Below are 16156 nucleotides of genomic sequence, written 5' to 3'. Positions count from 1 at the left end.
TAAGGATTCCTTCACAGTTGTTTTTTTCGGGTTTTGAAAGGCTTTAGTATCTTTGTTAAAGAAAAAATTTTCAATTAGAAATTCATATCCCTTGAAAAATAAAGGAGAGTTTCTGCCACAGAACCTTACAATTTATGGAGAACGACACCTTTATTTTTTGCCTTGAAGCAGTTGCTGACATTGAAGAAGTTACCAAAACCGAAGTAGTACAACACCTCGAAAAACTTGCTTTTGATAAAGGTATCAGCAGTATTCACACCACTTGCGACTCGATAGAAGGGTTAGAAGAGCGTTTACATAGTTTACTGTATGACGATCATAACTTCACCAATTATGAAATCATTTACTTGGTCATGCAAGGCGAAGCCAACACCATTTGTTTGAACAATTATTTTTATACCCTAGAAGAAATTGCAGAATTATTCGAAGGGAAAATGAGGGGTAAAATCATTCATTTTGCTAGCACCAAAGCATTAGATTTAACTCCTGATGAATCGCAATACTTTTTAGACATTACGTGTGCCAAAGCCATTTCCGGTTATGGATCACCACAGGCAGCAGTAAGCAGCACTGGATTGGATCAACTGTTTTTTAGTTTGTTTGAGGCCGATGACTCTATTTTTAATGTCGTTGAAGAATTGCATCAAAAGCAGTACGAAATGTGTAAATTTCTTGATTTTAGGATGTACTACTAAAACTAGACACGCCTTTTTACCAAATCTAAAATGAAAATTTTATTTGGTTTTAATTACAATAACTCCATTTGACCCTTGCGCTCCGTAAGCAGCCGCAGCAGCATCTTTAAGGACAGTTATTTCTTTTACATTATTTGGAGATAAATAATCTAAACTTGTAATAATCATTCCATCTACCACAAATAGGGGCTCTGCCGTATTACGAATGGAGCTAACGCCGCGAATAGAAATTTTATTATTCCTAGACACTACAACTGACGAAACACGACCTCGTAACAAGTCATAAATATTAGTAAATACACCTTGGTATTTTTGATTTTGCTCATTCACGTTTTTAGTAGCGTTTATTTTGTATTCATTATCAACAGCAGAATAAGTCAAAGGCAACTGCTCCCCTTTTTGTAACCGAATTTTATTATTTTTTTGCGACTCTAAATATTTAAAACTCATGCGATCCTCGTTGTTGTATTTTGATGACAACAAACCGTATGTTCGACTGTAAACATTGATAAAACCAACTTTTTGCGGCAGCAGCAATTCAAACTCGCCTTCGCTGTTTGTCGCGCAATTCACATCAAGCGAATCAACATAAATTCGAGCCTCAACAATGGGTCTATTTTTAAAATCCGTAACCTTACCCGTTAACTTTTTTTGGGCCTGTCCAAAAAAGCAAGCAAGTAAAAAAACAACAACATAGCAAATTTTCGTTTTCATAAGAATAATTTATTAGCTAAAGATACTTAAAAAGTAACTATAAATAAAATGATTCGCAACTTAATGCAAACCAATGCATCAAAAAATACGTAGGTAAATTAACTCTTATTTTCGTTTCACTAAAAGCTGTTGATAACTATTATTAACAAAAAAGATTAATTTTTAAATAAAAATTAACAATTCAACGAAAACCATTGTAATTACTGATATTTTAACATATTTTTGAAGTTCCAAATCCAATTTTTATGAAGAAAAATTACTTCCTACTAATATTATTAGTATCGCTATTGCATCAAATGTCATTTGCTCAAGGCACTCCCGTTGCAAAAAGAATAACAATTCTCAAACCATCAAACCAACAATTACTTAAAATCAAAGAGCTTGGAATTGACTTGAGTTGTGGTGCTGTTTATATTGACAACAATTTAACTCTTGAACTAGATGCACAAGAATTAACTGCTCTAGATGCAAATAGCATAAAGTATAAGGTCATTATCAATGATTTAAAGGCACATTACGAAAAATTAACACAAACAGAACTTCCAAAAGCAAAAATGGAACTTGAGAATCTCAAAACCATTGCGAGAAACTCACAAAAGTCATTGAGTACAAAGACTACCATTGTGAATAACATTATCCAATATGAAGAAAAAACAGAAGTCAATTGGGCAACACCACAAAATTTCCAATTAGGAAGTATGGGAGGCTGCCTAACCTATGCGCAAGTATTAGAGCAATTGGATCTTATGCGTACCAAATACCCTAATTTAATTTCTGCAAAAGCAAATGCATCACCTACCAATCAAGTGACTCATGGTAATGAATTTGACAACGGGGGAGTTTACCAAAAATGGCCTGGACAGACCATCTATTTTGTAAGGATTTCAGATAACCCAGATGTGGTAGAAGCCAATGAACCAGAATCAATGTATTCTGGAATGACCCACTCTCGTGAAGTGAGTAGTTTAATGAATTTAATGTATTACATGTGGTACGTTTTAGAGAATTACAGTACTGACCCTGGTATAAAAAACCTTGTGGACAACCATCAAATGTATTTTATACCTGTTGTAAATCCTGACGGGTTGAAATGGAATGAACAAATTGCACCAAGTGGAGGGGGACTACAAAGAAAAAATCTTAATCCTACTGCAAATACAGGAAATAATAACGCTCGTGGAGTAGATATCAATAGAAACTTTAACTATTTTTGGGGAGACAATTTTAGGTATGCTGGCGGGTCATCAGGTGATGCAACTACTCAGGTATTTCGAGGTACAGCTGCAACATCGGAACCTGAAACACAAATTATTACTGCTTTTGCTTTGAGTAGAAACTTTAAGACAGCTCTAAATCATCATGCTTTTCAAAATTTATTACCTCATGCTTACAACGGCTATCCGGCAGCACCACCATCAGGTAGAGAGAACGAGTTTGCTAAATTTTGCCAAGATTTAACACGTTTCAATAGATACATCTATGGCGAAGCGCCAGATGTTTTGACTATTGCAAACGGCGATCTAAGTGACTGGCTGCTTGGCGGTGCCGCAGACGTAAACGGTTCTACAGGTTCAGGCAAACAAGTATTAGCACTAGCACCTGAAAATGGAGCCGCAACAGGCGAAGGTGATTTTTGGCCATCCTCATCCTTGATTACAACTATTGCCAAGAGAGCTATGCGTATGAATTTTGTAAATGCATACTATAGCGGCAAATTCGCCCAATTACACGATTTAAATACCTCTGACGTCACAACCAAAAGCGGTAACTTAAAATTTGGGTTAGAATATTTGGGTCAAACACTAGGAAACTTAACTTTAACCGTTACACCGGTTTCTGCCAACATTACTTCTATTACATCTCCTCCTGTTCAAACAGGCTGGAGCAAACTAGAACAAAGAACTGTTACCGCAGCTTTTGAATTAGATACAAACATCAAAGACAAAGAAGTTATCGAATTTAAAATTTCATTACGCAATGATGATGGCTATGTTATGTATGAAACAACAATTATAAAAAATTACAACCCAACCGTTATTTTTTCCAACAACCCAGACGTAACTGGCATTACAGGATGGACAAGCTCACCAGCTTCGTCATGGGGAACTACCACCGATGGGTTTTTAGGAACAACTGCATTGACAGATTCTCCATCGGGAGCGTACGCCAATAATTCCGCAAAAACGTTACGTTTAACGAACTCTGTAAGCTTATCTGGTGCAGCTGCTACCGTGGTTCAGTTTTACGCAAAATGGGATTTAGAACGTAATTTCGATTATGTTCAATTACAAGGTTCCACAGATGGTATCAATTGGACAGCACTAAATGGTAAATACACTAAACCAGGTGCTTCACCGAGTACAACTCCTTACAATAGTGCCGCAAGCACAAACACTTCAACTGGCAAAACAGCTACTGACAGAGATAATCAGCCTGATGGTCAACCAGTTTACGAGGCAGATACGATGGATAAATGGGTGATGGAAGAAATTTACATCAGTCCAACCGAAAATAGTTTTCTACACAATAGTGGTACCGCACGTTTTAGATTTTTATTAGACTCTGACGCTTCTAATCGTGCAGACGGTTATTCTACAACTTTTGACGGCTTTGTTTTTGACGATTTTAAAATTGTTAAAATTCCATCTGCACCACCAGTTGCAATTTGCAAAACGGCGACTATAGCTTTAGATGCTAATGGAAATGCAACCTTATTACCAGCAGCAGTAAATAATAACTCAACGGATGATGTAGCTATTACAACAATTACTGTATCACCCAACACCTTCAACTGTACACATATTGGCACTCCACAAACAGTTACACTTTCAGTTACTGATGCTGACGGTCAAACAAGGACTTGTACAACAACTGTAAACATCATTGACAACTTAAGCCCTGTTGCAAGTGTGACTAACTTAACTGCATTAAATGCTCAATGCTCAGTAACGCCAACTACTCCTACTGCTCTTGACAACTGCTCTGGAACAATAACTGGTACTACCACGACTAGCTTCCCAATAACAAACCAAGGGACCACAGAAGTAACTTGGACTTATACAGACGCAAATGGTAACAGTAGCAATCAAACTCAAAACGTGACTATTGACGATACCATCGCACCTGCAGTTCCAACCTTAGCGTCTATTAGCGGTCAATGTTCAGTTACACCAACTGCACCTACTACAACTGATAATTGCGCTGGAACCATCACAGGAACAACTACTACTAGCTTCCCTATTACAGAAACTACTGTAATTACTTGGACTTTTAATGACGGAAATGGCCAGCAAGTAACTGCCAATCAAACCGTAACTATTGGTTCTACAACATGGAATGGCACAAACTGGTCTGCTGGAGTACCAGTAGGCGGAACTAATGCAATCATAAATGGCAACTTAACGATTTCAGAAAATATTACCGCTTGTAATTTAACGGTTAATAACACAGCTGTGGTATTAGTTAAAAGCGGATTCAACCTTAATATTTTTGGTAATGTGACTGTAGCAAGCGGCGCAACGCTTACATTTGAAAATAATGCTAACTTAATTCAAAGTAAAAACACAAATGGAAACACTGGTAATATCGTTGTAAACAGAAAAACAAGTCCTTTGATGCTTTTAGATTATGTTTTATGGTCTTCACCAGTTGCTAGCCAACAATTACAAGCTTTTTCACCAGCAACTTTAAGTAATCGTTTTTATACCTATAACCCTGCTACAAATTTGTATAATGCCATTACACCAACAAACCTTTTCAACAACGGAGTAGGATATCTCATTCGAATGCCAAACACACATCCTACTACCCCAACCATCTGGGAAGGACAGTTTAGAGGTGTACCTAATAACGGTACTTATACAATATCAGTTAGCGCAAATGCATTCAACGCAGTAGGTAACCCGTATCCATCTACTGTTAATGCTAACACTTTTATCAGTACCAATGATTTAACTGAACCTCTATATTTTTGGAGAAAAACCAATAATTCAGCAACCACTTCATATGCTACTTATACAACCGCAGGAGGAACGGCTAATGCTGGAGGAGCTAGTAGCATCATTCCAAATGGAATTATTCAAGTTGGACAAGGATTTATTGTAAAATCTCCTTCAAACGCTATTACTTTCAATAATGGAATGCGTTTATTGAACAATGATGATCAATTTGTAAGAACAAATAATTCGTCAACACACCGTATCTGGTTGAATTTGACAAAAGGAAACACTGCCATAAATCAAATGATGATTGCTTATTTACCAAAAGCAACTACCGGCATCGACGCCACTATCGACGGAAGATATATTAATGATAATTCTACTGCATTAAACTCGTTAATTAACAATGAAGAGTTTGTAATTCAAGGAAGAGGCATTCCATTCGAAAATACAGATACCGTACCATTGAGCTTTAAAACAAGTGCTGCCGGAGATTTTTCGATTACAATCGACCACGTAGATGGATTATTTTTAGGTAACCAAGCCATATACATCAGCGACAAAGTGACTGGAGTAACCCACGATTTAAAGAAAAGTGCTTACAATTTCTCTGCTACAGCAGGTGTATTTAATGATCGCTTTAATGTTGTTTATAAAACAGACGCTACACTAGGATTGCCTGAAAACCTAACAGCAAACGACATTATCGTATATAACGAAAACGGAGTTATCAACGTTAAATCAAGTAAAACTGCAATTAAAGACATCAAAATTTTTGATATCAGAGGAAGACTGTTATTTGAAAAAAATGGGGTTAATAGCACATCATCTAGCTTAACAAAGTTTACCGCTGCCAACCAAACTTTAATCATTCAAATCACTGCTGAAGACAACCAAACCGTAAGCAAGAAGTTAATCTATTAAATAGCAACTACAAGCTGTTTAATAGGAACAGCTTGTTTAAAAGATAAAAAAATGAAAAAATATACATTCAAATTAATATACACATTTTACTTTGTATTACTAAGTTGCTGTTCTGTACTAGCTCAAATTCCGGGAGATGAGAATGACACCGGAAACTTAGAAGGAACTGATCCGCCTTCAAGTGTACCAATCGACAATTTACTACTAGCGCTAGCAGTGGCAGGAATACTCTTTGCTTTTTATCATATTACAAAAACTAAAAAAGCGCTTCAATAGTTGTATTCTTGACTTCTTTCCTATCATAAGGATAGATTATTTTTAGAAATTAGAGAATAAAAATTTTATGAAAGGATGTTTAATCGATTTGATTATAACATCCTTTTTTTTGTACCTCTATTTAAATTTTCTAAAAATGATTTAAAAGCGCCTACATTACAAAATACCTGTATAACAAATACTTAAAGAAAAGGCCTTGTGGAAAAATGCACTTTATCGAATTTAAATGCATTTTATCGGTAAAAAAATTTGAGATTCACATTTTTTTATTAGATATTTACGTACCAAACAAAATCACTATGAAAAAAACTACTCTTCTTTTTTTACTGTTATTAGGCGCAATTACAACTGAGTATGGACAAACAACAAAACCCAAAGCGATAACTACTCACGATTCGCAAGACCAAGACGCATACAAAAGAGTTCAAATTCTTAAAACACAAAGCAATGTAGAACAAAAAGTAGCAGACTTAGGTATTGATTTGGACTGTGGTATTGTAAATACAAAAGCATATTTACAATTGGAACTTTCAGCTTATGAACTACAAAAACTAAAGGACGCAGGGCTACAGTATAAAGTTGTTATTAACAATCTAACCAAACATTATGCGGAGCGCGCTCAAAAAGACATGCCACAAGCACAGCTCAATTTATTGCGTGAAAAAAGACAAGGTCAAACCAACAAATCCTTTAGCGTTCAAAATGTAATCATTGGCAATATTGGGCAACAGAATGATTGCAGCGAAATTGACTTTGTTACGCCAACCAATTTTACTATTCCAACTACATTTGGCGGCAGCTTGACTAATAGTGGTGTGAATGCTGAATTGGATAAAATGCGCCAGTTGTATCCCAACTTAATTTCAGTAAAAACCAACATATCACCTAGTAATCAACTCACACATCAAGGACGACCTATTTATTATGTAAAAATATCCGATAACCCTTCTTCAAATGAGACTGAACCACAAGTTTTATACACAGGAATGACTCACTCTAGAGAGGTTAGTAGTATGATGAATACCATTTACTACATGTGGTATTTACTTGAAAATTACAACACTGATCCTTTTATAAAAAGTATTGTTGACAATACAGAACTGTTTTTTGTTCCTGTAGCAAATCCTGACGGACTAGCTTGGAACCAAACCATAGCGCCAAATGGTGGTGGTATGCAACGCAAAAACTTAAGACCTTCAATATGTGATGCAGGAACCACTGCAAGTACTAACAATACTAGAGGTGTTGACTTGAACCGAAACTATGGCTATTACTACGGTCTTGTTGGTTCATCAGCAGTGGCATGCGACAATACATACCGTGGCACAGCTGCCTTCTCTGAACCTGAAACACAAATGATGCGTGACTTTGTACTTACCAAAAATTTTAAAACTGCTTTGAACCACCATGCCTACAGCAACTTGGTACCACACCCTGTAAATGGAAAGTCTGCAGTATTAACTGGTCGAGAGCGTGAATTTGCTAAACTGAGCCACGATATGACACAGTATAACCGCTACGTGTATGGACCTGCACCCGGTATTTTATATGCTGCAAGTGGAGATGCCAGTGATTGGATGACAGGTGGTGCGAACGATGGCACGGGATCAATTGGATCCGGCAAAAACACTCTTTCTTTATCTCCTGAAAATGGTAGCCTTGCTGAAGGTGGTTTTTGGCCTAGCCCACTAAACATTACTGCGATTGCAAAAAGAGCGCTACGCATGAATTTAATTGCAGCTTATTATGCCGGAAAATATGCAAAACTACATGATCTAACACAAAGCAACATTACTGCACTAAATAGCAACATTACTTTAGGTGTGGAAAGATTAGGACAAACAGCGGGCAATTATACTCTAACTATCACTCCTATTTCATCAAAAATTACTTCAATAACATCGCCTGCTACACTAAGCAACATGGCTATCTTGGAACAACGCAATGTTACCGCAGCATTACAACTATCACCAAACATCGCTGCAAACAGCAAAATAGAATACAACGTAAAACTTAGTAATGGAGATTACGTGCTATACGATGCTAATTTTGTAAAATACTACCAACCTGCTGTTGTTTTTAATGACAATCCTGACACAAACTTATTGGCTAATTGGACACAAGCAGGAGGAACATGGGTCAACGCATCCTCAGGTTTTACGGGCACTAGATCAATCACAGATGCCTCTACAGTAGCCTATGCCAACAATATTAATAAAACATTAACAACGGCTACAACCTCTAATTTAGCAGGCGCAACTAGAGTTTTAGTACAATACTATGCCAAATGGGACATTGAAAGAAATTTTGATTTGGTACAAATACAAGGTTCTACCAACGGTACCAACTGGACACCGCTCTGCGGAAATTACACCAAACCAACTTCAACCACAGAGACCAACGGACATGCTACAAAAGCATCTACCAACAATTTTCAAAATACAGCAGGAGCAGGCGGAGTAGTCTATGATGGGGATCAAATGGGTAAATGGGTAATGGAAGAAATAGTAATTGATGCCAACAATAATAGTTTTTTGGTTGGCGCTACTGCTGCACGTTTCCGTTTTTACATGCGATCTGATGGCTCAAACAACACCGATGGCTATACCACTACTTTTGACGGTTTTTATATAGATGACTTTAAAGTTATTAAAATTGTAGAACCTTCAGCGCCGCCAGTAGCTAATTGCAAAAATGCAACCTTGTCATTAAACAGTAATGGCACCGTAACCGTCACAGCTGCTGACATTAATAATGGTTCAACCGATGATGTAGCCATAACCAGTATGAGCGTAGCTCCAAATACTTTTACGTGCGCTCAAGTGAATACCAACCAAAATGTAACCTTAACCGTAACCGATGGGCAAGGTCAAACAGCAACTTGCGTGGCAGTTGTAACAATAAAAGACACCACCGCTCCAGCAGCACCAACCATTGCTAGCATAACAAGCAATCAAGCTGTGACACCAACAGCACCAACAACAACAGACAATTGTAGCAATACAGTAACAGGAACCACTACAACTAGTTTTCCTATCACAACCCAAGGCACAACAGTAGTTACTTGGACTTTTACAGATGCACAAGGCAATAGCAGCACCACTACTCAAAATGTAATTATTGACAGTACTGCTCCTACTGCACCACAAAACTTGTTGGCTAGTGGCACTACAAGTACAAACACCAATTTGTCTTGGACTGCTGCAACAGATAACAACCAAGTCACCGCCTACGAAGTGTATCAAAACGGAGTGCTACGTGCTACTGTCACAGGAACAACCTTCACCGCAACTGGACTAGCGGCTGCTACAAACTATACTTTTACGGTGCGTGCCAAAGATGCCGCAGGAAACCTGTCTGCAACCAGCAACAACTTAATTGTAACTACAACAGCGGTAGCGGTTACTTATTGCAATTCACAAGGAAACAATACCACTCGCGAACGCATTAGCCGTGTTGTTTTCAATACCATTAACAACCCAAGCACGAGCAGCGCAGGTTATGAAAACTATACCAACTTAAGCACTACAATACTCAGAAATTCATCTTACACTTTGACCATTACACCAGTATGGGCGAGTACTAGATACAGCGAAGGTTATTCAGTCTGGATTGATTATAACGGCGATGGAGATTTTATTGATGCGGGTGAGCAAGTTTTTACGAGAGCTGCCAGCACCACCTCGCCAGTTAGTGCTACAATCAAAATACCAACAACCGCACTATTAGGCGCCACTCGTATGCGAGTGTCTATGAAATTTAACGCTACACCAACATCATGCGAAGTATTTACGTACGGTCAAGTAGAAGATTACACCGTAAATATCAGTTCAAGTACCGCTCGACTGATCAACTCCGAGACAACAGCAGCAAGCTATCTTGTTTTGTATCCCAACCCGGTGAATGATGTAATTTATTTGAGCGCTACGCCTGAGAAAGCACAATATGTCATTTATTCTATTTTGGGGCAAGTAATTGCCAAAGGCAAATTAGACCAACCTAAGATTGACGTTTCTAACTTAAGCCAAGGAACCTATATTTTAGAGATGGAATACGAGGGCCAAGTCAGCAGTAAAAAATTTGTTAAAAACTAAAACAAAGACTTGTCATACAAAACCAAAAGCTACCCTAAACCGGTAGCTTTTTTGGATTTTAAAAATTTTAATATTTATTGACAAGAGTAATACAAGTCTTAAAATACTGAATTTAAACGGTATAAAATGCTTTTTATCGAGAAAAAGACCTTGCAATTAAAAATAAATACTTTACTTTTGCAATGTAATTTCTTTTAAATTTAGCACACAACAAAGGTCTTAAAACCACAAAAGCAAACTTTACGTAAATACCACAAATATAAATTGTCAAAAACTAAGCTTATGAATAAAGTTTTACTTAAAAAATTGAAAAACATTTTCAATGTGTTTCTTATTTTAAATTGTTCCGTTTTGTTTGCTCAGCAAATTGATGTTTATGGAAGTGGCAATTTAATTAATGACAACGGAACCAATTCTCCGAACGTTGCTAACCAAACAAATTTTGGCTCAACAAACGTAAGTTCTGGAGTAATTACAAAAGTTTTTACGATTGAAAATAACGTGGTATTTGCACTACAGCCTTTAAATCTTAGCACTATAACTATTGGCGGTGCAAATGCTACTGACTTTACAGTTATAAGGCAGCCAGCAGGGAGCGTTAATACCGGCGGGAGAACAACTTTTGAAATAGCTTTCAAGCCCTCAGCTTTAGGGACAAGAAATGCAACGGTATCTTTCAACACTAACGTTATTGGAAAAAACCCTTACAACTTTAATATTAGTGGTACCGGAACTAGCTTTCCTACTCAAAGTTACACACTATACTATGAAAATTTTGACGCAAACGATGGAGGATGGAGCCCAGTTAGTAATACTGCTAGTAATTGGGTAAATACTAATACTCCTTTTAGAGGTGAAGGTAATTATTGGAGACTGGGAAATAATTATAACAACAATACTCAAGCTACATTAACATCACCCATAATTAGCTCCGCTGGATTCACAAACATTAGAGTTTCATTAGATGTAAGATTTGATACTAGTAATGATTCAGACGATGGTATGCAAATACAATATAGCGTAGATGGTGGAACAACTTGGTTTATTCTTGGAGCATATACAGATGGAACAACATGGTACAATGCTAATAACGTTAATGCATTAAATGCATCGATAGGAAGCACATTAGGATTTAATGCTAACAGTAACAGAGATGCTATGAATAACGTTATAACTCCCGCACCGTTTAATGAATTCATAGAAAGATCTACCACAAGCAATGTTTTAGACAATGCAGCTAATTTAAGATTTAGAGTAGTTTTTAACTCAGATAACAATACAAATGATGTTGGTGTTGCAATTGATAATTTCTTTGTAAAAGGAGACCCAATTACGCCATTGGCAAACAAAACTTTAACGCCAGGGAATTCCCCAGATAATTTACAATTATGGTTAAAAGCCAACGCCGGCACAAGTACCACTGCCGATGGAACTGCATTAAATAGCTGGAGCGACCAAGCAATTGACAATAATGCAGTAGGTATTGGGGCATCTAGACCTATTTTTAGAGACGGTACACGAAACATTAATTACAACCCAATAGTCGATTTTACTGACGCAGGAGCTACATCGATGCGAGGTAAAGGTGGTTTTTACTCTCAAGATTATTTTATAGTTGTTAAGACAAATAATACCGTAAGTAGCACGTCAGTGTTAAGTCAGGCACCGATATCTGGTAGAACCTCTGTAAGCTCTTTTCATCTTGATGGTACAGCATTTGCAGTAGGTCCCTTTACTGCCAGGTACAAAAACGAAATTGTCTCACACAGTATCGGATCAGTCCCTGGAACTCCTTCAACTAACTCATATGGTAGAGCCTACGCATCGACAACAGATACTTACGTTCAAGAAACAACTATTTATAACGTAAAAACAAATGTAGCAGGTACAGCTACAGAAATTTATAAAAATGGCGTTCGTATCGACAATTACACAGGAGAATCTGTTGCAACAGATCAGATAACAGTTACCGGTACTTTAAATTTTTCGGAATTCAACAACCTTCAATACAATCTTGGTGTGGGTAGATTTTCACTAAATGGTAATTCGGCCTCTTATTTGGACGGAAAAATATCCGAAATTATTTCCTACTCTAGCCCAAAATCAGCTGTGGATAAAAAGAAAATAGAATCTTACTTAGCTATCAAAAATGGAGTAACACTGCACGCTACTAATAGCACAACGGCAACAAATTTAGGTGATACGGATTACTTAGATTCAAATGGAAATGTAATTTGGAATTCCATAGCCAATAATGGCTTTAATTATGACATCGCAGGGATCGGTAGAGATGATAGTAGTGCATTAAACCAAAAACAATCAAAAAGTGAAAATGCAGGTACCGTTTTAACTATTGGCCTTGGAGATGTACTCGCAACCAATAGTGCCAATACAAACACTTTCCCTACCAATAGAAATTTTTTAATGTGGGGCTCTAACAATGGTAACATGGCAAATTCTGGAGTTAATTTAAATATCTCTCTAGGACCAACGACCATAACAACAATTACAGAGGTTGTAAACAGAAAATGGAAGATAAATGAAGTAAACGGTGATGTACCTACAACTAGAATTGCTGTTCCAACTGCATCTTTTGCTAGTTTACCTGCTTTAGGACCTACCGATGCTTATGTGATGGTAGTAGCTACTAATGCAGCATTTACAACCGGTTTAGAGACCGTATTTATGTCAACAACAGGAGGCAATCAAACCTGTCTGTATGATTTTGATGGAACTAAATACATCACCTTTGGTGTTGCACATAGAGCTACAAACCCGTTACACATTACCTTAGACGGCGTTGATGATTATGTTCGAGTAGATGATACAAATAATTTACCTGCATCATTTACGGTCATGACATGGATACGACCAAATGGCACTAATAACTCAGGTACCGATAGAACTATTTTATCTAAAAAATCTGCAGCAGGAAATGGCTATCAAATAGTTTTACAAACTAACAATTTAGTTCGCTTTGACTTTTTTAATGGATCTGCAATGCAAACTGCTAGTACAAATACAGCGCTTCCTGATGCTAAATGGCACAACATAGCATTTACTTATGCAAGTAATACATTAAGAATGTACATTGATGGTGTTTTAGATAAGACAGTTACATTGAGTGGTACTCCATTAGCATCTTCAGGAATCTTTAGCATTGGTGCTCAATACCTGAGTAAAACTTCTATAACTAACTTGTTCAAAGGAGATATAGACGAACTTAGAATGTGGGACCGTGTGCTTACACCAACCGAAATTCAGTTCATCATGAATCAAGAAATACTGCAGAGCGGTACGGGCACAATAGGAACAGTAATTCCATTACCACTTTCTAAAAATGATATTAATTCTTTATTATGGAATAATTTATTTGCATACTACTCAATGAACTCTTACATAGGAACACACCTTGACGATGATTCAAAAAATGTAAATAGAGGAAGTTTAGTAATTCCTGACAAAATATCTATCAATGTTCAAACAGCACCTTTGCCTTATGAAAGCGATTCTCCTGGTACGCTATGGGAAGAGACCATAAAGTGGAAAAATGGAACTACGCAAGATTTACCAAATAGCAATTCAATAATAAATGGAACAACTCCCATTGATTGGAATATTGTACGTACCAACCACGCTGTAACATCAAATGGTAATAAAACAGTATTAGGGTTATTCGTTAATAGTAACAAATTGAGCGCTTCAAATAATTCAAAAATTGAGGTTACCCATTATTTAAAGTTAGATGGAACTATTGATTTGGTAGGTCGTTCACAGTTGATACAAAAAACGGGTAGTGATTTGGATATTAATAGTAGTGGTACTTTAGAAAGAGACCAACAAGGACAAGCTAACTTGTACAATTACAATTATTGGGGATCGCCTGTTGGAATTTCGAATACAACAAGTAATAATAACGCTTATACAGTGGAGGGCGTACTTCGCGATGGTACTACTGCTTCCGCACCCGGTATACTAAAGTGGACTGATGCATTAAACGCAAATCCGAGTACAACTCCTAAAACCTTATCAAGATATTGGATTAATAAATTTGATAACCAAGCAAATGCTTACGCAAACTGGAGCAAAATTGGTGAAAAAGGCAACCTTCGTGCTGGACAAGGGTTTACACTAAAAGGAAGTGGTGCAGTAACTGGCACACAAAACCTAGTTTTTATTGGTAAACCAAACAACGGAGAGATTATTAATACAGTAAATAAAAATCAGTTGTTATTAGTAGGAAATCCGTACCCATCAGCCTTGGATGCAGTTAAATTTATTGATGATAATATGGGCGGAAGCAATGACGTAATAACAGGAAGCTTGTATTTCTGGGAACATTATGAAACCAATGACAGTCACATTCTGCCACGATATAAGGGGGGTTACGGAGTTTTCAATAAAACAGGTGGTAGCAGCCCTCCTGGAAGTATAACAGTAGATCTGATATCTGGTCAAGGACTAACAAATAAAGCAGCACCTAGACGATTTATACCAGTAGGACAAGGTTTCTTTGTAATTGGTAACGCTAGTGGTGCAAGTACCAACTTAAAATTTAACAACAGTCAGAGAGAATTTGTTAAGGAAGATGCGGTTGATGGCTCTTCAAACCCACTTTCTCAAACTATGTATAGATCAACTTCAAAAGAAAAAGTCAAAGATCATTGGACGGACAATAGCAATGCGGTTGTACCAGTTGGTAATAATAAAAAGATTTACATCGGCTTTAATTTATTAAGTAATAATTTCCATCGTCAAGTGCTTTTAGGATTTATGGATGAAAAAGCCGATAGCGAAATTAATCCTGGTTATGATGCACCCAATATTGATGGATCACCAAGTGATATGTATTTATTGAACAAAGATCAAATGTTGAGCATTCAAGGTGAAGGCTACTTTAATAAAGAAGCCTCCTATCCTATTGCCGTAAAAATGGAAGAAGAAGGTAAAGTATCGTTTGTAATTGATAACTTAGAAAACTTTGATGCTGATCAAAATTACTTTATCTACGATGCTCAAACCGATACCTACAACAGTATCAAAAAAGGACCGTTTGAAGTACTAGTTGCCAAAGGGGAACACAAAACTCGTTTTGCTTTGCACTTTACAGATAAAAAAGCAGCAACTGTTATTGAGGATCCTAATGCTACCAATAATAAAATTGAAGCAATATTCACGAGGTACAACAACACCTTAAACATAACAAACGGTGTAAAAGATGCCACGATTGAAACAGTACAATTATACAATATTCAAGGAGCATGTATCAAAACTTGGGATATCAAAGATAAAACGCAATTTTATCATAAGTTGCCAATTACAGAAAATAGCTCTGAGTTTTACATTGTAAAAATTAAAACTTCAAAAGGCATCATGACACAAAAAATTATTGTCAAATAACTTTAATTTCTCGAACTTAAAAAAAGAGACTTCTCCACAAGAGAAGTCTCTTTTTTTTATAATTTTACTATAATATTCAAAATCAAGCCATTAAGAACAATAAAAAAGAAACAAG

General features: G+C 36.8%; 6 protein-coding genes. 5 read left to right on the top strand and 1 reads right to left on the bottom strand.

Annotated features, from left to right (window positions below; translation table 11 throughout):
• Window positions 1–134 precede the first annotated feature (134 nt).
• Window positions 135–695: a DUF6642 family protein gene (locus tag ACXX8U_RS02885; RefSeq protein ID WP_458564527.1), complete on the top strand. Its 561-nt coding sequence runs from the start codon at window positions 135–137 to the stop codon at window positions 693–695.
• A 39-nt stretch (window positions 696–734) separates the two neighbouring features.
• On the opposite strand, the gene ACXX8U_RS02880 is transcribed toward ACXX8U_RS02885, so the two are convergent.
• Window positions 735–1409 carry a TonB-dependent receptor plug domain-containing protein gene (locus tag ACXX8U_RS02880; RefSeq protein ID WP_458564526.1) on the bottom strand — a complete coding sequence of 225 codons (675 nt, stop codon included), beginning with the start codon at window positions 1407–1409 and terminating at the stop codon, window positions 735–737.
• Between the two features lie 245 nt (window positions 1410–1654).
• Between ACXX8U_RS02880 and ACXX8U_RS02875 the strand changes: the two genes are divergently transcribed.
• The 4 genes from ACXX8U_RS02875 to ACXX8U_RS02860 all read left to right on the top strand — a co-directional run bounded on the left by ACXX8U_RS02875 (window position 1655) and on the right by ACXX8U_RS02860 (window position 16041).
• Entirely contained in the window at window positions 1655–6271 is a 4617-nt protein-coding gene (locus ACXX8U_RS02875) for a RemA C-terminal-like gliding motility protein (RefSeq protein ID WP_458564525.1), read from the top strand.
• Between the two features lie 51 nt (window positions 6272–6322).
• Window positions 6323–6547 (top strand): Fjoh_0651 family PID-CTERM protein, encoded by a 225-nt coding sequence (locus ACXX8U_RS02870; RefSeq protein WP_458564524.1) that lies wholly within the window; start codon window positions 6323–6325, stop codon window positions 6545–6547.
• Between the two features lie 299 nt (window positions 6548–6846).
• Window positions 6847–10641 (top strand): M14 family zinc carboxypeptidase, encoded by a 3795-nt coding sequence (locus ACXX8U_RS02865; protein WP_458564523.1) that lies wholly within the window; start codon window positions 6847–6849, stop codon window positions 10639–10641.
• A 282-nt stretch (window positions 10642–10923) separates the two neighbouring features.
• On the top strand, window positions 10924–16041 hold the full coding sequence (locus ACXX8U_RS02860; RefSeq protein ID WP_458564522.1) for a DUF8202 domain-containing protein: 5118 nt from the start codon (window positions 10924–10926) through the stop codon (window positions 16039–16041).
• The last annotated feature ends 115 nt before the right edge of the window (window positions 16042–16156 follow it).

Source organism: Flavobacterium sp. GNP001 (assembly GCF_054343775.1).
Note: the sequence above shows the minus strand (reverse complement) of the source record. Positions and strands in the feature narration are given on the sequence as shown.